Raw genomic sequence first — 18,659 nt, 5'->3', positions numbered from 1 at the left:
GAAAAAGCGGCTGGCGATGTCCAGCCGCTTTTTTGTTTACACTCCCGCCAGTCCCACCCCATGCGGCCCGGCTGTTCGGCCCGCTGCATGGCGGGTGCCCAGATTGATCCCCCCGCCCTGCGTGCGCGAGCCCGCCGCATGCGCGAGGTCCCTAACCGCAAGGAGCAGCAATGCAAGCCATCGAAATCCGCGAGTACGGCGCCCCCGAAGTCCTGCAGCTGGCGCAACGCCCCGACCCCGTGCCCAAGGCCGGCGAGATCCTGATCCGCGTGGCCGCGGCYGGCATCAACCGTCCAGATGTATTCCAGCGTACCGGCAACTACCCGGTGCCACCCGGCGCGTCCGACCTGCCGGGCCTGGAAGTGGCCGGCGTGGTGGCCGGCGGCGACCTGGCGCACCCCGACAACCGCTTCGGCCTGAAGCTGGGCGATCGCGTGTGCGCGCTGGTGCAGGGCGGCGGCTACGCCGAGTTGTGCGTGGCCCCCRCGGCGCAATGCCTGCCGGTGCCGGCGGGCCTGTCGGATGTCGAGGCGGCCGCATTGCCGGAGACGTTCTTCACCGTGTGGAGCAACGTATTCGATCGCGGCTACCTGGGCCGCGGCCCGCTGGGCAAGGACGAGACCCTGCTGATTCAGGGCGGCTCGAGCGGCATCGGCACGACCGCCATCCAGATCGCCAAGGCCCTGGGCCACAAAGTCTTCGTCACCGCCGGCAGCGCCGACAAGTGCCGTGCCTGCGAGGAACTGGGCGCCGACCGTGCCATCAACTACAAGGCCGAGGACTTTGTCGCCGAGGTCAAGGCCCTGACCGGCGGCCGTGGCGCGGATGTCATCCTCGACATGGTGGCCGGCCCGTATCTGGCGCGCGAGCTGGCCTGCGTCGCCGACGATGGCCGCATTGTGATCATCGCGCTGCTGGGTGGCGCCAAGGCCGAGATCCCGCTGGGCGATATCCTGCGCCGCCGTATCACCGTGACGGGCTCCACGCTGCGTCCCCGCCCGGTGGCGTTCAAGGGCGAGATCGCGCAGGCGTTGCACCAGCACGTGTGGCCGCTGCTGGCCGCGGGCAAGATCAAGCCGTTGATCCACCAGACCTTCCCGGCCGCCCAGGCCGCCGATGCGCATCGGCTGATGGAGTCCAGCGAGCACATCGGCAAGATCGTCCTTACCTGGTAATGCCGCTGGTAGCGGGCTGATGGCCGAGTGTGGCCGAGTGCGGCCGGGGCCTCGCGCCCCGGGCCGATTTAGGGGCCCTTCTGTGGCGTAGGGCCTTGGCGCGCGCTACAATAGCCGGTTTGATTGAGAGGGGCGCCCTGTGAGACAAAAGCTCGTTATCGGCAACTGGAAGATGCACGGCAGCCTGGCTGCCAATGTGGCCTTGCTGGAAGCGATCAAGGCAGCGCCCGCAAGCGCGCGCCTGGCGGTATGCGCGCCGTTCCCGTATCTTGCGCAGTGCCAGGCGTTGCTGGCCGGGTCCGTGGTGGCCTGGGGCGCGCAGGACGTGTCCGCCGAGGCGCGTGGTGCCTTCACGGGCGAGGTCGCGGCCTCCATGCTGGCTGAGTTCGGTGTTTCGTATGCCCTGGTGGGGCATTCGGAGCGCCGCAGCTACCATGGCGAGACCGATGCCACGGTGGCGGCCAAGGCGGTGCGCGCGCTGGAGTTCGGCATTGTGCCGGTGGTGTGCGTGGGCGAGAGCCTGGCGCAGCGCGAGGCCGGCGAGACCGAGGCCGTGGTTGGCCGCCAGCTCGGCGCCGTGCTCGAGGCCCTCTCGCTTGAGCAACTCGGCCGCATCGTGCTGGCCTATGAGCCAGTGTGGGCGATCGGCACGGGCAAGACCGCAAGCAGCGAGCAGGCCCAGGCCGTGCACGCTTTCCTGCGCGCCCAGGTGGCGGCGCGCGACGCAGGCGTGGCGGCTCGCATGGCCATGTTGTACGGTGGCAGCGTGAAGCCGGACAACGCGGCAGAACTATTTTCCATGCCCGACATCGACGGGGGCCTCATCGGAGGCGCCTCGTTGAAGTCGGACGATTTCCTCGCGATCGGCAACGCCTGAATGCCGGCCGCTCATAGGGTCTGATCAGGCAAGCGAATCGAACCAAATGGCAATTTTCAAAACTTTGTTGGTAGTGGCGCAGGTACTGTCCGCGCTTGGCGTGATTGGCCTGGTGCTGCTGCAGCATGGCAAGGGCGCTGATGTCGGCGCGGCGTTCGGCTCGGGGGCCTCGGGCAGCCTGTTCGGCGCCACCGGCTCGGCCAACTTCCTGTCGCGTACCACCGCCGTGCTGGCGACGCTGTTCTTCATCTGCACGCTGAGCCTGACGCTGATGGGCAACTACCGGCCGGCAGCTTCGCTGGGCGTGATGGGCTCCGCGCCCGCGGTGGCGCCGGCGGTGGCGGGGGCTTCGGCGCCTGCTGCTGCATCGGCTGCCGCGGCCTCGAATCCTTCTGCGCCTGCTGTACCGAAATAATCAACCAGCCTTGTGACTTATTCTTGAAGATTTTTGCTGTTGTGCATTGAACAAAACAAGAATCCTAGGTTAGAATACAAGGCTTGAAACGATCCCCCAGCGACGGGGCTCCAGCCAGGATAAAGTAGTATCCCAGCCAGAGTTCCGAAGGGTGTAAAAACCCAGGGCCCTGAAAAGCCCGGCGCGAGGCAATATTGTTTCTCCCCCAGCCGACGTGGTGAAATTGGTAGACACGCTATCTTGAGGGGGTAGTGGCGAAAGCTGTGCGAGTTCGAGTCTCGCCGTCGGCACCAAACAACTTGATCGGGGCATACATCCGGAGCGCATCCCGGATGTATGCCCCGGCCAGTCCGCAAGGCGGCGTCGTAATTTCTACGGAATGGCGCTTGGGGTGGGCAACAGGACGCCGCTTACCGCTGGTGCTGTTGACAACATTCCAGATAAGGCTGGCCGTACCTTGAATCTCGAAGCCTACTTCCCCGTCCTCATCTTCATCATCTTCGGTGTCGTGCTCGGCATTGCACTGATGTCGATTGGCCGAATTCTCGGTCCAAACAAACCTGATCCCGCGAAGCTCTCTCCGTACGAGTGCGGCTTCGAAGCGTTCGAGGACGCGCGCATGAAGTTCGACGTGCGCTACTACCTCATCGCTATTCTTTTTATCCTGTTCGATCTCGAGACCGCCTTCCTGTTTCCCTGGGGTGTAGCCCTGCGGGATATCGGCTGGCCGGGTTTCTTCGCCATGGGCGTGTTTCTGCTGGAATTCATCGTGGGCTTCGTCTACATCTGGAAAAAGGGCGCGCTCGATTGGGAGTGATGTGATATGGCAATCGAAGGCGTTCTCAATGAAGGCTTCGTCACGACTACCGCTGACAAGCTGATCAACTGGACCCGCACCGGGTCGCTCTGGCCGATGACCTTTGGCCTGGCGTGCTGCGCTGTGGAAATGATGCATGCTGGCGCCGCGCGCTACGACATGGACCGCTTCGGCGTGATTTTCCGCCCGTCGCCGCGCCAGTCGGACGTGATGATCGTGGCCGGCACGCTGTGCAACAAGATGGCCCCMGCGCTGCGCAAGGTCTATGACCAGATGGCAGAGCCGCGTTGGGTGATCTCGATGGGTTCCTGCGCGAATGGCGGTGGCTACTATCACTACTCGTATTCAGTGGTGCGTGGTTGCGATCGGATCGTGCCGGTGGATATCTATGTGCCTGGCTGCCCCCCGACGGCGGAAGCGTTGATCTACGGCATCATCCAGTTGCAGAACAAGATCCGTCGCACCAACACCATCGCGCGCAAGGGCTGACATGTCGAACCTCGATACTCTGAAGGCCGCGCTCGAAAAGGTACTGGGCAAGCGTATCCAGAAACTGGTAGAGGCGCTAGGCGAGATTACCCTTATCGTCAAGGCCGATGACTACCTGGAAAGCGCGCTGATGCTGCGCGACGATCCCGCACTGCATTTTGAGCAGCTGCTCGATGTGTGCGGCGTCGACTATTCCACCTACGGCGACGGCGCCTGGGACGGTCCCCGTTTCGCGGCCGTGACGCACCTGATCTCGATCAAGCATAACTGGCGCTTGCGCGTACGCGTGTTCGCGCCGGACGACGACGTGCCCGTGGTGCCCTCGCTGACCGACGTCTGGAACTCGGCGAACTGGTTCGAGCGCGAAGCGTTCGACTTCTACGGCATCGTGTTCGAAGGCCACAACGACCTGCGCCGCCTGCTGACCGACTATGGTTTTGTCGGCCACCCGTTCCGCAAGGATTTCCCGGTCTCGGGCTATGTCGAGATGCGCTACGACCCCGAGCAAAAGCGGGTGATCTATCAGCCCGTCACGATCGAGCCGCGCGAGGTCACGCCCCGCGTGATCCGCGAAGAGAATTACGGCGGCTTGCAGCACTGAGAACGCGCAATGGCAGACATCAAGAATTACACCCTTAACTTCGGCCCGCAGCACCCTGCGGCACACGGCGTGCTGCGCCTTGTGCTGGAGCTGGACGGCGAAGTCATCCAGCGCGCCGACCCGCACATCGGCCTGCTGCACCGTGCCACCGAAAAGCTGGCCGAGCAGAAGACCTGGATCCAGAGCGTGCCGTACATGGACCGCCTCGACTACGTGTCGATGATGGTCAACGAGCAYGCCTACGTGATGGCCATCGAGAAGATGCTGGGTCTCGAGGTGCCGATTCGCGCGCAGTACATCCGCGTGATGTTCGACGAAATCACGCGCTTGCTGAACCACCTCATGTGGATCGGCTCGCACGCGCTCGACGTGGGCGCGATGGCGGTGTTCCTGTACGCCTTCCGCGAACGCGAAGACATGTTCGACATGTACGAGGCGGTGTCGGGTGCGCGCATGCACGCGGCTTACTACCGTCCGGGCGGCGTGTACCGCGACCTGCCGGACACGATGCCGCAATACAAGGCGTCGAAGATCCACAACGAGCGCGCCATCAAGGCCATGAACGAAGCGCGCTCGGGCTCGCTGCTGGACTTCATCGAGGACTTCACCAACCGCTTCCCGAAGTACGTCGACGAATACGAGACGCTGCTGACGGACAACCGGATCTGGAAGCAACGCCTGGTCGGCATTGGCGTGGTGAGTCCCGAGCGCGCGCTGCAGATGGGCTTTACCGGCCCGATGCTGCGCGGCTCCGGCATCGAGTGGGACCTGCGCAAGAAGCAGCCCTACGAAGTGTATGACCGCATGGACTTCCAGGTGCCGGTGGGCGTGGGCGGCGATTGCTACTCCCGCTACCTGGTGCGCGTGGAAGAAATGCGCCAGTCCAACAACATCATCAAGCAGTGCATTGACTGGCTGCGCCGCAATCCGGGCCCGGTGATGAGCGACAACCACAAGGTGGCGCCGCCGTCGCGCGTGGACATGAAGTCGAACATGGAAGAGCTGATCCACCACTTCAAGCTCTTCACCGAAGGCATTCACGTGCCCGAAGGCGAGACTTACGCGGCAGTGGAGCACCCGAAGGGCGAGTTCGGCATCTATGCCATCTCCGACGGTGCGAACAAGCCGTATCGCCTGAAGATCCGTGCCCCGGGCTTTGCCCATCTGGCCGCACTGGATGAAATGGCCAAGGGCCACATGATTGCGGATGCGGTAACGATCATCGGTACGCAAGACATCGTCTTCGGCGAAATCGACCGCTGACGAGCTAACAAGAGCCGCCGGCCCCGGACGACGATCCGGGCGCCCCTGGCACGGACCCACAATCGATCGTGTCCGGTCACGGGAAACCCGCGGTGAGCCCAGCATGCCTTTGACATGCGGGCTGCAACGGCAGCGACGGCTGCAAACCTGCGGGATGCGCGCCATGTGGCGGCGCAGATCCGCAAATGACACGGCGTATTACAGCAACGACCATGCTATCAGCAGAAGCTCTCAAGGAAATCGATCGCGCGATCGCCAAGTATCCGGCTGACCAGAAGCAGTCGGCCGTGATGGCGGCGTTGGCCGTGGCGCAGGGCGAAGTGGGCTGGGTCTCCCCGGAAGTCATGCAGTTTGTTGCCAGCTACCTCGACATGCCGCCGGTATGGGTCGAGGAGGTTGCAACCTTCTACAACATGTACGACACCAAGCCGGTCGGCAAGTACAAGCTGACCGTCTGCACCAACCTGCCGTGCGCACTCTCCGGCGGCGAACGTGCCGGCGACTACCTCAAGCAAAAGCTGGGGATCGGCTACAACGAAACCACCCCGTGCGGCACCTTCACCCTCAAGGAAGGCGAGTGCATGGGCGCCTGCGGCGACGCACCGGTGATGATCGTCAACAATACCCGCATGTGCAGCCATATGAGCGACGCCAAGCTGGACGCGCTCGTCGACGAGCTCAAGGCCGCCGGCAGCACTGCAGCCAAGGGAGATAAGTAACATGACCTCTCTGCACGACCGCCATATCAAGCCGCTGATCCTGGCTGGCCTCGATGGCAGCAACTGGCACCTCGACGACTACGTCAAGCGCGGTGGCTACCAGCAGCTCAAGCGCATCCTGACCGAGAAGATCACGCCCGAGCAGGTGATCGCGGACGTCAAGGCCTCCGGCCTGCGCGGCCGTGGCGGCGCAGGCTTTCCCACCGGCCTGAAGTGGAGCTTCATGCCGCGTCAGTTCCCCGGCCAGAAATACCTGGTCTGCAACACCGACGAGGGCGAGCCCGGTACCTTCAAGGACCGCGACATCATCCGCTACAACCCGCATGCGCTGATTGAAGGCATGGCCATCGGTGCGTACGCGATGGGCATCACCGTGGGCTACAACTACATCCACGGCGAGATCTGGAACGAGTACAAGATTTTCGAGCAAGCCCTCGAAGAGGCACGTGCCGCCGGTTTCCTGGGTGACAACATCCTGGGCTCGGGCTTTGACTTCCAGCTGCACGCCCACCACGGCTACGGCGCCTACATCTGTGGCGAGGAAACCGCGCTGCTCGAATCGCTGGAAGGCAAGAAAGGCCAGCCGCGCTTCAAGCCGCCGTTCCCGGCCAGCTTCGGCCTGTACGGCAAGCCGACCACCATCAACAACACGGAGACGTTTGCCGCGGTGCCGTTCCTGTTGTCGATCGGGCCGGAAAACTACCTGAAGATGGGCAAGCCGAACAATGGCGGCTCCAAGATCTTCTCGATCTCCGGCGACGTCGAGCGCCCCGGCAACTATGAGATCCCGCTGGGCACGCCGTTCGCGACCCTGCTGGAACTCGCCGGCGGCATGCGCGGCGGCAAGCGCATCAAGGCAGTGATCCCGGGCGGCTCGTCCGCCCCGGTGGTGCCGGGCGACATGATGATGGCGTCCGACATGGACTATGACTCGATCGCCAAGGCCGGCTCGATGCTGGGCTCGGGCGCGGTGATCGTGATGGACGAGACGCGCTGCATGGTTCGTTCGCTGCTGCGTCTGTCGTATTTCTACTTTGAAGAATCGTGCGGCCAGTGCACGCCGTGCCGTGAAGGCACCGGCTGGCTCTATCGCATGGTGAATCGTATCGAACACGGAGAAGGGCGCCAGGAAGATCTGGACCTGCTCAATAACGTCGCTGAAAACATCATGGGCCGCACTATCTGCGCGCTTGGTGATGCGGCAGCGATGCCGGTCCGCGGCATGCTCAAGCACTACTGGAAAGAGTTCGAATATCACGTCGAACACAAGCAGTGCATKGTTCCGGCCTACTCTTAAGCGTGGCAGAACATGGTTGAACTCGAGATCGACGGCAAGAAGGTTGAGGTTGCTGAAGGCAGCCTGGTGATGGAAGCCGCCCGCCAGCTGGGCACCTACATCCCGCACTTCTGCTACCACCGTAAATTGTCCATCGCGGCGAACTGCCGCATGTGCCTGGTTGAGGTTGAGAAAGCGCCCAAGGCGCTGCCCGCCTGCGCCACGCCGGTCACCCCTGGCATGAAGGTCTTCACCAATTCGGAGAAGGCAGTCAAGGCCCAGAAGTCGGTGATGGAATTCCTGCTGATCAACCACCCGCTGGATTGCCCGATCTGCGATCAGGGCGGCGAGTGCCAGTTGCAGGATCTGGCCGTGGGCTACGGCGCATCGGAATCGCGCTACAAGGAAGAAAAGCGCGTCGTATTCCACAAGAACGTGGGCCCGCTGATCTCCATGGAAGAGATGAGCCGCTGCATCCACTGCACCCGCTGCGTGCGCTTTGGCCAGGAAGTGGCCGGCGTGATGGAGCTGGGCATGCTGGGCCGTGGCGAGCACTCCGAGATCACGACCTTCGTTGGCCAGACCGTGGATTCGGAACTGTCCGGCAACATGATCGACCTCTGCCCGGTCGGCGCGCTGACCAGCAAGCCGTTCCGCTACTCGGCACGTACCTGGGAACTGGCGCGCCGCAAGTCGGTGTCGCCGCACGATGGCCTGGGCGCGAACCTGGTGGTGCAGACCAAGAAYCAGCGCGTGATGCGCGTGCTGCCGCTGGACAACGAAGCCGTCAACGAATGCTGGCTGTCCGACAAGGACCGCTTCTCGTACGAAGGCCTCAACAGCCCGGACCGTCTCACCAAGCCGCTCGTCAAGCAGGGTGGCGAGTGGATGGAAACTGACTGGCAGACCGCACTGGAATACGTGGCCAACGGCCTCGCGAGCATCAAGCGCGACCATGGCGCCGACCAGATCGCCGCGCTGGCCAGCCCGCACAGCACGCTGGAAGAACTCCACCTGCTGGGCAAGCTGGTGCGTGGCCTGGGCAGCGACAACGTCGACTTCCGCCAGCGCCAGACCGATTTCTCGGCCGCCATCAAGGGTGCGCCGTGGCTCGGCCTGCCGATCGCCGACGTCTCCGCGCTGCAACGCGTGCTGGTGATCGGTTCCGCCCTGCGCAAGGATCATCCGCTGCTGGCCGCGCGTCTGCGCCAGGCTGGCAAGAAGGGGGCCCGCGTGGCCGTGCTCGGCGCCAGCGCCGAGGACCTGCTGATGCCGCTGGCCGCACGCATTGACGTAGCGCCGTCCGGCTGGACCGCAGCCCTGGCCGGCGTGGCCCGTGCCGTTGCCGCCGCCAAGGGCGTGGCCGCTCCGGCGGGCACCGATGGCTTCGATGGCGACGACAAGGCCAAGCTGGTGGCCGACGCGCTGCTGTCGGGCGAGCGCCGCGCCGTGTTCCTCGGCAACGAGGCCGTGCGTCATCCGCAATTTGCCGCGCTGCACGCGCTGGCACAGTGGATCGCCACGGAAACCGGCGCTACGCTGGGCTTCCTGACCGAAGCCGCGAACACCGTCGGTGGCCATATCGCCGGCGCGCTGCCGCAAAATGGCGGCGCCAATGCGCAGGCCATGTTCGACACGCCGCGCCGTGCCTACGTGTTGTTGAACACGGAACCCGAGTTCGACGCCGCCAACCCGAGCCAGGCCCTGGCCGCGCTGGCCCAGGCCGGCACCGTGGTGGTGCTGTCCGCGTTCCGCTCGGACGCCGCGCTGCAATATGCTGACGTGATCCTGCCGGTGACCCCGTTCACCGAAACCGCAGGCACGTTCGTGAACTGCGAAGGCCTGCCGCAAAGCTTCAACGGCGTCGTCCGCGCGCTGGGCGATTCGCGTCCGGGCTGGAAGGTGCTGCGCGTGCTTGGCAACCTGCTGGACGTGCCTGGCTTTGACTTCGAGACCGCCGAAAGCGTGCGAGACGAAGTGCTGGCCAAGCCGGTCGCACCGCAACTGAACAACGGCACCGACGCGGCCATCCGCGTCACCGCCCAGGTGGCGGGTGGGATCGAACGCATCGCCGATGTGCCGATCTACCATGCCGACCCGATCGTGCGCCGTGCCGATTCGCTGCAACTGTCCGCAGCCGCGCGCCGCGCCATGCAAGCCGGCCTGTCAGCCGACCTGTTCGCCTCGCTGGGCGTGCAGGCTGGCGACCCGGTGCGCGTGACGCAAGGGCAGGGCAGCGTGGTGCTGCCAGCCGCCCTCGAAGCCGCGTTGCCTGCCGGCACCGTGCGCGTGTCCGCCGGCACCGTTGCCGCGACCACGCTGGGCGCACCGTTCGGCACCGTCACCGTAGAGAAAGCCATCGACCTGGCCGCCACCGCGAAGGGCGCGGCCGAGCCGGCGGCCACGGCATAAGAAGAGCGAGAAAGAAACATGATCGATTGGATTACCTCGCAAGGACAGAATCTCTTCGGCGGCGCCTGGACGCCGCTGTGGATCCTGATTCGCGCCGTGGTCATTGTGGTGCCGCTGCTGTTGTGCGTGGCCTACCTGATCCTGTGGGAGCGCAAGCTGATTGGCTGGATGCACGTGCGTATCGGCCCGAACCGGGTCGGACCGCTCGGCCTGCTGCAGCCGATCGCCGACGTGCTCAAGCTGCTGCTCAAGGAAGTGATGATGCCCACGCAGGTCAGCCGGGGCATGTACCTGGTTGCCCCGCTGATGGTGCTGATGCCCGCCGTGGCGATCTGGGCGGTGATTCCGTTCCAGGCCGAAGTGGTGATGGCCAACGTCAACGCCGGCCTGCTGTACGTGATGGCGATCAGCTCGGTTGGCGTCTACGGCGTGATCCTGGCCGGTTGGGCCTCCAACTCCAAGTACGCCTTCATCGGCGCCATGCGCGCCGCGGCGCAGATGGTGTCCTATGAAATCGCCATGGGCTTTGCCCTGGTGACCGTGCTGATGGTGTCTGGCAGCCTGAACCTGTCGGCCATCGTCAACTCGCAGAACACCGGCTATTTCGCCAACATGGGGATCAACGTACTGTCGTGGAACTGGCTGCCGCTGCTGCCCATGTTCGGCGTGTACTTCATCTCTGGCGTGGCCGAAACCAACCGCCACCCGTTCGACGTGGTGGAAGGCGAGTCGGAAATCGTTGCCGGCCACATGATCGAGTACTCGGGCATGGGCTTCGCGCTGTTCTTCCTGGCTGAGTACATCAACATGATCGTCATCTCGACGATGACCGCGTTGATGTTCCTGGGAGGCTGGGCGCCGCCGTTCGAGAGCTTCATCACCAATGCGGTCCCGGGCTTCTTCTGGCTGGTGATCAAGGTATTTTTGCTGCTGTCGGTGTTTATCTGGATTCGTGCTTCGTTCCCGCGCTACCGCTATGACCAGATCATGCGCCTGGGCTGGAAGATCTTCATCCCGCTGACGGTGGGCTGGCTGGTCATCGTGGCGATCTGGATCCGGTCGCCCTGGAATATCTGGCATTGAACGGCCAAAGCAGGGGCGCAGCCACAACAGGCGGCGCCCTGCGGAATCATTAGGAAGCAATCGTCATGCTGCTCGCCATCAAGGACTTCTTCAACAGCCTGCTCCTGAAGGAACTCTTCAAGGGCATGGCTCTGACCGGGCGTTATCTCTTCGCCCGCAAGATCACGGTCCAGTTCCCCGAAGAGAAAACGCCGATGTCGCCGCGTTTTCGCGGCCTGCACGCGCTGCGCCGCTACCCCAACGGGGAAGAGCGCTGCATCGCCTGCAAGCTGTGCGAAGCGGTTTGCCCGGCCGTGGCCATCACCATCGAGTCCGATGCCCGCGCCGACGGCACCCGCCGCACCACGCGCTATGACATCGACCTGACCAAGTGCATTTTCTGCGGTTTCTGCGAAGAAGCCTGCCCGGTCGACGCCATCGTCGAGACGCATATCCTCGAGTACCACGGCGAGAAGCGCGGCGACCTGTACTTCACCAAGGACATGCTGCTGGCAGTGGGCGACCGCTACGAGCCGCAGATCGCCGCGGCCAAGGCTGCGGACGCCAAGTACCGCTGATAAGCGCATTACAGGGCGTGCCCGCCGAACCTGGCGGGCGTTGCCAATGCATTGTGAATCGGGCCCCGTGTGGGGCTAACGAAAAGGATGCCGCAAGGGCAGGCMACCAGGGGTGGCTTGTGCCGGAAGGCTCGACGAGGACCATGGAACTCACGACCACCATCTTCTATGTCTTTGCGCTGGTGCTGGTGCTCTCCGCACTGAAAGTCATCACCGCGAAGAACCCGGTGCACTCCGCACTGTTCCTCGTGCTGTCGTTTTTTACGGCAGCCGCGATCTGGATGCTGCTGAAGGCCGAATTCCTCGCCATCCTGCTTGTGCTGGTGTACGTGGGCGCCGTGATGGTGCTGTTCCTGTTCGTGGTGATGATGATCGATATCGACATCGAGCACCTGCGACGGGACTTCTGGACCTACGTACCGATGGCCTCGGTGATCGGCGCGCTGATCATCGGCGAGATGGCCACCGTGCTGGTGCGTAACTTCATCGGCACCACGGTGCCGCTGAACAACGTGGCGCAGGGCCCGGACTACTCCAACACGGCAGCGCTCGGCAAGCTGATCTACACCGACTACATCTACGCCTTTGAAGTGGCGGGCATCATCCTGCTGGTGGCGATCATCGCCGCCGTCGCGCTGACGCTGCGCCGCCGCAAGGACAACAAGTCGCAAGACGTGGGCGAGCAGTTGCGCACCCGCCGCCAGGACCGCGTGCGCCTGGTCTCGATGCCCAGCGAAGCCCGTGCCGGCACTCAAGCCAGCCCGGATGCCGCGGCTGCCGCTAACAAGAACTAAAGCCCGGAGAAACGCTGTGCTCTCTCTCGCCCATTTCCTCGTGCTCGGTGCGATCCTGTTCGCCGTCAGCATCGTTGGTATTTTCCTGAACCGCAAGAACGTGATCGTGCTGCTGATGGCGATCGAGTTGATGCTGCTTGCGGTCAATATGAACTTCGTCGCCTTCTCGCACTATCTGGGCGACCTGGCAGGACAGGTTTTCGTTTTCTTTATCCTCACGGTGGCTGCGGCCGAATCGGCAATCGGCCTTGCAATCCTGGTCGTGCTGTTCCGCAACCTGGACACGATCAACGTGGACGACATGGACACCCTCAAGGGTTGATCCGCGCCGCTACGTTATGAATCAAGACCGTTCTCCGACCGCACACCACTAAGCGTCCTATGGCAACCACGCTCGACCCCAACCTGCTACTGGCGATTCCGCTCGCACCGCTCGCCGGTGCAGCCATCGCCGGCCTGTTCGGCACCAAGTTCTTCAGCACATTCTCCTCGGAGACACGCGCCGGCCGCACGCTGGCCCACACCGTGACGATTCTCGGTGTGGCGATTTCCTGCCTGCTGTCGATCATCGTGCTGATGGACGTCATGAACGGCGCGAGCTTCAACGCCACCGTGTACGAGTGGATGAAGATCGGCGACCTGAAGATGGAGGTGGGCTTCCTGGTCGACTCGCTGACCGCGATGATGATGGTGGTGGTGACCTTCGTCTCGCTGATGGTGCACATCTACACCGTCGGCTACATGAGCGAAGACCCCGGCTACAACCGCTTCTTCGCCTACATCTCGCTGTTCACCTTCTCGATGCTGATGCTGGTGATGAGCAACAACTTCCTGCAGCTGTTCTTCGGCTGGGAAGCTGTGGGCCTGGTGTCGTACCTGCTGATCGGCTTCTGGTACACCCGCCCGACGGCCATCTTCGCCAACCTGAAGGCATTCCTGGTCAACCGTGTGGGTGACTTCGGCTTCATCCTGGGCATCGGCCTGCTGCTGGCTTACAGCGGCAGCATGAACTACACCGACGTCTTCGCCGCGCGCGACCAGCTCGCCACGGTGATCTTCCCGGGTACCGACTGGCTGATGATCACGRTCGCCTGCATCTGCCTGTTCATCGGCGCCATGGGCAAGTCGGCGCAGTTCCCGCTGCACGTGTGGCTGCCTGATTCGATGGAAGGTCCGACCCCGATCTCCGCGCTGATCCACGCCGCCACCATGGTGACGGCCGGTATCTTCATGGTTGCGCGCATGTCGCCGCTGTTCGAGCTGTCGGACACCGCGCTGTCGTTCGTCCTGGTGATCGGCGCCATTACCGCGCTGTTCATGGGCTTCCTGGGCATCATCCAGAACGACATCAAGCGCGTGGTGGCTTACTCCACGCTGTCGCAGCTGGGCTACATGACCGTCGCCCTGGGCGCCTCGGCCTACTCGGTGGCCGTGTTCCACCTGATGACCCACGCATTCTTCAAGGCACTGCTGTTCCTTGCGGCCGGCTCGGTCATCATCGGCATGCACCACGATCAGGACATCCGCAACATGGGCGGCCTGCGCAAGTACATGCCGATTACCTGGATCACCTCGCTGGTGGGCTCGCTGGCCCTGATCGGCACGCCGTTCTTCGCTGGCTTCTACTCCAAGGACTCGATTATCGAGGCCGTGGCCGAGTCGCATATCCCGGGTTCGGGCTTCGCCTACTTCGCGGTGCTGGCCGGCGTGTTCGTCACGGCGTTCTACTCCTTCCGCATGTACTTCCTGGTGTTCCACGGCGAGGAGCGCTTCGGCAAGGAAAACCACGATCACCACAACCATCATGGCGACCATGAGGACGAGGAAGTCTCGTCCGACCATCACCATGGCCTGGCTCCGGGAGAAAAGCCGCACGAGTCGCCGTGGGTCGTCACGCTGCCGCTGGTGCTGCTGGCCATCCCGTCGGTGGTGATCGGCGCGATCGCGATCGGCCCGATGCTGTTCGGCGACTTCTTCAAGAATGGCGTGGCCTTCAAGAACGTGATCTACGTGGGCGAGAATCACCACGCGATGGCGGAGCTGACCGAAGCCTTCCACGGCTGGGTGGCGATGGGCCTGCATTCGCTGACCACGCCGGTGCTGTGGCTGGCGATCGCCGGTGTGGTGCTTTCCTGGTTCTTCTACATGAAGCGCCCGGACATCCCGGCTGCCATCAAGCAACGTTTTTCGGGCCTGTACACCCTGCTCGACAACAAGTACTACATGGACGCCTCGTTCGCCACGGTGAGCGCCAAGTAAGGAAAACAAGAAAATGGTTCTGTCTTTCGCTATCTGGCTGCCAATCTTTTTTGGCTTGCTGGTCCTTGCCTCGGGTTCCGACCGTAGTCGCTGCTACGTCCGCTGGATGTCGCTGTTCGGCTCGGTCGCCAGCTTCATCGTGACGCTGCCGCTGGTATTCCACTTCGACCGTTCCACGGCTGCCATGCAGTTCGTCGAGAAGTCGAACTGGATCGAGCGCTTCAATATCAACTACCACCTGGGTGTCGACGGCATCTCGATGTGGTTCGTGGTGCTGACCGCCTTCATCACGGTGATCGTGGTGATCTCCGCCTGGGAAGTGATCACCGAGCGCGTGGCCGAGTACATGGCCTCGTTCCTGATCTTGTCGGGCCTGATGGTCGGCGTGTTTTGCGCGCTCAACGGCATGCTGTTCTACGTGTTCTTCGAAGSCAYGCTSATCCCGATGTWCATCATCATCGGYGTCTGGGGCGGCCCGAACCGTGTGTACGCGGCGTTCAAGTTCTTCCTGTACACGCTGCTTGGCTCGCTGCTGACGCTGGTTGCGCTGCTGTACCTGTACAGCAAGACCGGTACTTTCGAGATCCTCGAATGGCACCAGGCCAAGCTGTCGATGAACGAGCAGATCGCGCTGTTTGTCGCCTTCTTCCTGGCCTTCGCGGTCAAGGTGCCGATGTGGCCCGTCCATACCTGGCTGCCTGACGCCCACGTGGAAGCGCCGACCGGCGGCTCGGTGGTGCTGGCCGCCATCATGCTGAAGCTGGGCGCCTACGGTTTCCTGCGTTTCTCGCTGCCGATCGCGCCGGACGCCAGCCATAGCATGGCCGCCTTCATCATCACCATCTCGCTGATCGCAGTGATCTACATCGGCCTGGTCGCGCTGGTGCAGGCCGACATGAAGAAGCTGGTGGCGTACTCGTCGATCGCCCACATGGGCTTCGTCACGCTGGGCTTCTTCATCTTCAACGAGATCGGCATCGAGGGCGGCATCATCCAGATGATCTCCCACGGCTTTATCTCGGGTGCGATGTTCCTTTGCATCGGCGTGCTGTATGACCGGGTGCACTCGCGCCAGATCGCCGATTACGGCGGTGTGGTGAACACCATGCCGAAGTTCGCGGCGCTGTCGGTGTTCTTCGCCATGGCCAACTGCGGCCTGCCGGCTACCTCGGGTTTCGTCGGTGAGTTCATGGTCATCCTGGGCGCGGTCAAGTTCAACTTCTGGATTGGCCTGCTGGCAGCCACGGCACTGATCCTGGGCGCCGCCTATTCGCTGTGGATGGTCAAGCGCGTGATCTTTGGCGACGTGGTGCACAAGCACGTGGCCGAACTGGTCGACCTGAACAAGCGCGAGTTCCTGATGCTCGGCCTGCTGGCGATCATGACCCTGTATATGGGCCTGTATCCGAAACCCTTCACCGATGTGATGCACGCTTCCGTGGTGAACCTGCTGTCGCACGTGGCGCAGTCGAAGCTGTAATCGGGGAGAGAAACAAACATGCAACCGTCCTCGACATTGGCACCTGTGGCGCCAATCATTTTCCTGGCGATCGCGATCGCCGCGGTCAACTGGATCGACCTTGCCCGTGGCAAGAGCCGCACCAGCGTGGCCTATCCGCTGTCGTTGCTGACCACGCTGGTGCTGACCGTGTGGTTCGGCATCAACGGCGTCGCCGGCGAGACCCATTACGCGTTCGCCAACCTGGTGGTGGTGGACCCGATGGCCAACCTGCTGTCGGCCTTCGCATCCGCTGCGCTGTTCGTCACGCTGGTCTACACCCGTAGCTACCTGGCCGACCGCGACATGTTCAGCGGCGAGTTCTACATGCTCGCGCTGTTCACGCTCGGCGGCCAGATCGTGATGATCACCGGCAACAACTTCCTGACCCTGTACCTGGGCCTGGAACTGCTGTCGCTGGCATCCTACGCGCTGGTGGCCTTGCGCCGCGACAGCCGCGTGACCTCCGAATCCGCCATCAAGTACTTCGTGCTGGGCGCACTGGCCTCGGGCTTCCTGCTGTATGGCATGTCCATGCTGTACGGCGCCACCGGCTCGCTGAACCTCGGCGAAGTGTTCCGCGTGGTGGAATCGGGCCGCGTCAACACCACCATGCTGGCCTTCGGCGTGGTCTTCATCGTGGCCGGCATTGCGTTCAAGATGGGCGCCGCACCGTTCCACATGTGGATTCCGGACATCTACCAGGGCTCGCCGACCGCGGTGACGCTGCTGATCGCTGGCGCGCCCAAGCTGGCTGCGTTCKCCATGGCGCTGCGCCTGCTGGTGGAAGGCCTGCTGCCGCTGGCGGTGGACTGGCAAGTCATGCTGATGGTGCTGGCTGTGGCGTCACTCGCCATCGGCAACCTGACCGCCATCGTGCAAACCAACCTGAAGCGGATGCTGGCTTACTCCACCATCTCGCACATGGGCTTCCTGCTGCTGGGCCTGCTGTCCGGCGTGGCCGACGGCAAGGCCGACGGCGCCGCCAGCGCGTACGGTTCGTCGATGTTCTATGCCGTGACCTACGTGCTGACCACGCTGGGCACCTTCGGCATCGTGCTGCTGCGCGCCGGCAAGGATTTCGAAGCAGAGACCCTGGACGACCTCAAGGGCCTGTCGCGCAAGAATCCCTGGTACGCGCTGCTGATGCTGGTGATGATGTTCTCGCTGGCCGGCATCCCGCCGACCATGGGCTTCTACGCCAAGCTGGCGGTGCTCGAAGCCGTGGTCAAGAGCGGCATGACCTGGCTGGCCGTGGTGGCCGTGCTGTTCTCGCTGATTGGCGCGTTCTACTACCTGCGCATCGTCAAGCTGATGTACTTCGATGCGCCGGCTGACGAGCGCAAGCTGGAATCCAGCTTTGGCCTGCGTTCGATGCTGACGCTGAACGGCGCGGTCATCATTGCCCTGGGCCTGTTCCCCGCGGCACTGATGAACCTGTGCTACCAGGCGATCCGCGCCACGCTGGCGTCCTGATGCACGACGGCGGCGTAGCGATATGAGTTCATCTGCGGCGGGCTGGTTTGTCATCTTGCTGGCATTGGTCTGTGCCAACCTGCCGTTCATCAACCAGCGGCTGTTCGCGCTGATTCCGCTGCGTTTCGCCAGGAAGCCGCTGTGGATGAGGCTGGCTGAGTTGATCACCTGGTATGTGGCGGCAGGCCTGGCCGGCTTCGCCGTGGAGGCGGGACTTGGCAACGCCTTCCCGCAGGGCTGGCAGTTCTACGCCATCACCGCCTGCATGATGCTGGTGTTTGCCTTCCCGGGCTTCACCTGGCAGTACCTCGTCAAACATCGCGCGGCTTGACGGCCGGGTAGCGAAGGCGCCCGGGCCGGCCGCGTCCGGACCCGGAGCTTTCATGAGCGACAAGATTGACACGCTGGACGMTAGCGAGATCGCCGCTGGCGACGATCAAGGCCTGAAGGAAGTGTGCGTGGCGTCCGCCACGCTGCACACAGGCAAATTCCTCACACTCAAGCAAGATATCGTCAAGCTGCCCGACGGCAAGCATGCCGGCCGGGAATATGTGCTGCATCCGGGCGCGGTGATGATGATCCCGCTGTTCAACGATGGCACTGTGCTGCTGGAGCGGCAGTACCGCTATCCGGTTGGCGAAGTGATGCTGGAGTTTCCTGCTGGCAAGCTCGATCCCCAGGAAGGCGCGCAGCGCTGCGGCGAGCGCGAGCTGCGGGAGGAAACCGGCTACAGCGCGCGGCGTTGGGATTACCTCACGCGCATCCATCCCGTTATTTCATATTCCACCGAGTTTATCGATATCTTCCTGGCGCGGGATCTGACCGCCGGGCCGGCGCAGCTCGATGAAGGCGAATTCCTCGAGACGTTTATCGTGCCGGCAGGGCAGGTGATCGATTGGGTGCGCTCGGGGCGGATTACCGACGTCAAGACGATCATTGGGGCGTTCT

The 18,659-nt window shown here is 63.2% G+C and carries 18 protein-coding genes, 1 tRNA gene and 1 pseudogene; all 20 read left to right on the top strand.

Annotated features, from left to right (window positions below; translation table 11 throughout):
- Window positions 1-170 precede the first annotated feature (170 nt).
- Window positions 171-1,175, top strand: a complete 1,005-nt coding sequence (locus AC1DS3_RS14885) for an NAD(P)H-quinone oxidoreductase (RefSeq protein WP_477127444.1) — start codon at window positions 171-173, stop codon at window positions 1,173-1,175.
- Window positions 1,176-1,314: 139 nt separating this feature from the next.
- Entirely contained in the window at window positions 1,315-2,052 is a 738-nt protein-coding gene (tpiA, locus tag AC1DS3_RS14880) for a triose-phosphate isomerase (protein WP_477109609.1), read from the top strand.
- A 46-nt stretch (window positions 2,053-2,098) separates the two neighbouring features.
- Window positions 2,099-2,467, top strand: a complete 369-nt coding sequence (gene secG / locus AC1DS3_RS14875) for a preprotein translocase subunit SecG (RefSeq protein WP_150983745.1) — start codon at window positions 2,099-2,101, stop codon at window positions 2,465-2,467.
- A 208-nt stretch (window positions 2,468-2,675) separates the two neighbouring features.
- Window positions 2,676-2,760: transfer RNA gene (locus AC1DS3_RS14870), tRNA-Leu, on the top strand.
- Window positions 2,761-2,924: 164 nt separating this feature from the next.
- Entirely contained in the window at window positions 2,925-3,284 is a 360-nt protein-coding gene (locus AC1DS3_RS14865) for an NADH-quinone oxidoreductase subunit A (protein ID WP_006156838.1), read from the top strand.
- A gap of 6 nt (window positions 3,285-3,290) precedes the next feature.
- Window positions 3,291-3,773 carry a NuoB/complex I 20 kDa subunit family protein gene (locus AC1DS3_RS14860; RefSeq protein WP_006156837.1) on the top strand — a complete coding sequence of 161 codons (483 nt, stop codon included), beginning with the start codon at window positions 3,291-3,293 and terminating at the stop codon, window positions 3,771-3,773.
- Window position 3,774: 1 nt separating this feature from the next.
- Window positions 3,775-4,374: an NADH-quinone oxidoreductase subunit C gene (locus tag AC1DS3_RS14855; protein ID WP_441640614.1), complete on the top strand. Its 600-nt coding sequence runs from the start codon at window positions 3,775-3,777 to the stop codon at window positions 4,372-4,374.
- A gap of 9 nt (window positions 4,375-4,383) precedes the next feature.
- Complete coding sequence (locus AC1DS3_RS14850; protein WP_006156835.1) at window positions 4,384-5,637, top strand: NADH-quinone oxidoreductase subunit D; 1,254 nt, start codon at window positions 4,384-4,386, stop codon at window positions 5,635-5,637.
- Between the two features lie 212 nt (window positions 5,638-5,849).
- Entirely contained in the window at window positions 5,850-6,356 is a 507-nt protein-coding gene (gene nuoE, locus AC1DS3_RS14845) for an NADH-quinone oxidoreductase subunit NuoE (protein WP_006156834.1), read from the top strand.
- A 1-nt stretch (window position 6,357) separates the two neighbouring features.
- Entirely contained in the window at window positions 6,358-7,653 is a 1,296-nt protein-coding gene (nuoF, locus tag AC1DS3_RS14840; protein ID WP_477127443.1) for an NADH-quinone oxidoreductase subunit NuoF, read from the top strand.
- 12 nt (window positions 7,654-7,665) lie between these two features.
- A complete protein-coding gene (gene nuoG, locus AC1DS3_RS14835; RefSeq protein ID WP_441640612.1) occupies window positions 7,666-10,044 on the top strand; it encodes an NADH-quinone oxidoreductase subunit NuoG in 2,379 nt (792 codons plus the stop codon).
- Window positions 10,045-10,062: 18 nt separating this feature from the next.
- Window positions 10,063-11,127: an NADH-quinone oxidoreductase subunit NuoH gene (nuoH, locus tag AC1DS3_RS14830; RefSeq protein ID WP_043344744.1), complete on the top strand. Its 1,065-nt coding sequence runs from the start codon at window positions 10,063-10,065 to the stop codon at window positions 11,125-11,127.
- 65 nt (window positions 11,128-11,192) lie between these two features.
- Complete coding sequence (nuoI, locus tag AC1DS3_RS14825) at window positions 11,193-11,684, top strand: NADH-quinone oxidoreductase subunit NuoI (RefSeq protein WP_267606001.1); 492 nt, start codon at window positions 11,193-11,195, stop codon at window positions 11,682-11,684.
- A 143-nt stretch (window positions 11,685-11,827) separates the two neighbouring features.
- A complete protein-coding gene (locus AC1DS3_RS14820) occupies window positions 11,828-12,478 on the top strand; it encodes an NADH-quinone oxidoreductase subunit J (RefSeq protein WP_459373263.1) in 651 nt (216 codons plus the stop codon).
- A 16-nt stretch (window positions 12,479-12,494) separates the two neighbouring features.
- A complete protein-coding gene (nuoK, locus tag AC1DS3_RS14815) occupies window positions 12,495-12,800 on the top strand; it encodes an NADH-quinone oxidoreductase subunit NuoK (protein WP_441640610.1) in 306 nt (101 codons plus the stop codon).
- A gap of 59 nt (window positions 12,801-12,859) precedes the next feature.
- Window positions 12,860-14,734 (top strand): annotated as a pseudogene (nuoL, locus tag AC1DS3_RS14810) (NADH-quinone oxidoreductase subunit L); the annotation flags it as partial.
- Window positions 14,735-14,750: 16 nt separating this feature from the next.
- Entirely contained in the window at window positions 14,751-16,217 is a 1,467-nt protein-coding gene (locus tag AC1DS3_RS14805; protein WP_477127442.1) for an NADH-quinone oxidoreductase subunit M, read from the top strand.
- 18 nt (window positions 16,218-16,235) lie between these two features.
- Complete coding sequence (gene nuoN, locus AC1DS3_RS14800; RefSeq protein ID WP_477127441.1) at window positions 16,236-17,711, top strand: NADH-quinone oxidoreductase subunit NuoN; 1,476 nt, start codon at window positions 16,236-16,238, stop codon at window positions 17,709-17,711.
- 22 nt (window positions 17,712-17,733) lie between these two features.
- A complete protein-coding gene (locus AC1DS3_RS14795; protein ID WP_174426490.1) occupies window positions 17,734-18,042 on the top strand; it encodes a DUF2818 family protein in 309 nt (102 codons plus the stop codon).
- A gap of 52 nt (window positions 18,043-18,094) precedes the next feature.
- Window positions 18,095-18,659 (top strand): NUDIX domain-containing protein (locus tag AC1DS3_RS14790; protein ID WP_477127440.1); only part of this gene is annotated, 565 nt, incomplete at its 3' end.

Source organism: Cupriavidus sp. 01L46 (assembly GCF_056399905.1).
The sequence above is the reverse complement of the archived record's forward strand: the minus strand, read 5'-3'. Positions and strand labels throughout refer to the sequence as shown.

Coding starts and splice junctions, on each gene's coding strand:
- secG (WP_150983745.1), top strand. CDS start 2,099: ATGGCAATTTTCAAAACTTTGTTGGTAGTGGCGCAGGTACTGTCCGCG.
- AC1DS3_RS14855 (WP_441640614.1), top strand. CDS start 3,775: ATGTCGAACCTCGATACTCTGAAGGCCGCGCTCGAAAAGGTACTGGGC.
- nuoE (WP_006156834.1), top strand. CDS start 5,850: ATGCTATCAGCAGAAGCTCTCAAGGAAATCGATCGCGCGATCGCCAAG.
- nuoH (WP_043344744.1), top strand. CDS start 10,063: ATGATCGATTGGATTACCTCGCAAGGACAGAATCTCTTCGGCGGCGCC.
- nuoI (WP_267606001.1), top strand. CDS start 11,193: ATGCTGCTCGCCATCAAGGACTTCTTCAACAGCCTGCTCCTGAAGGAA.
- AC1DS3_RS14820 (WP_459373263.1), top strand. CDS start 11,828: ATGGAACTCACGACCACCATCTTCTATGTCTTTGCGCTGGTGCTGGTG.
- AC1DS3_RS14795 (WP_174426490.1), top strand. CDS start 17,734: ATGAGTTCATCTGCGGCGGGCTGGTTTGTCATCTTGCTGGCATTGGTC.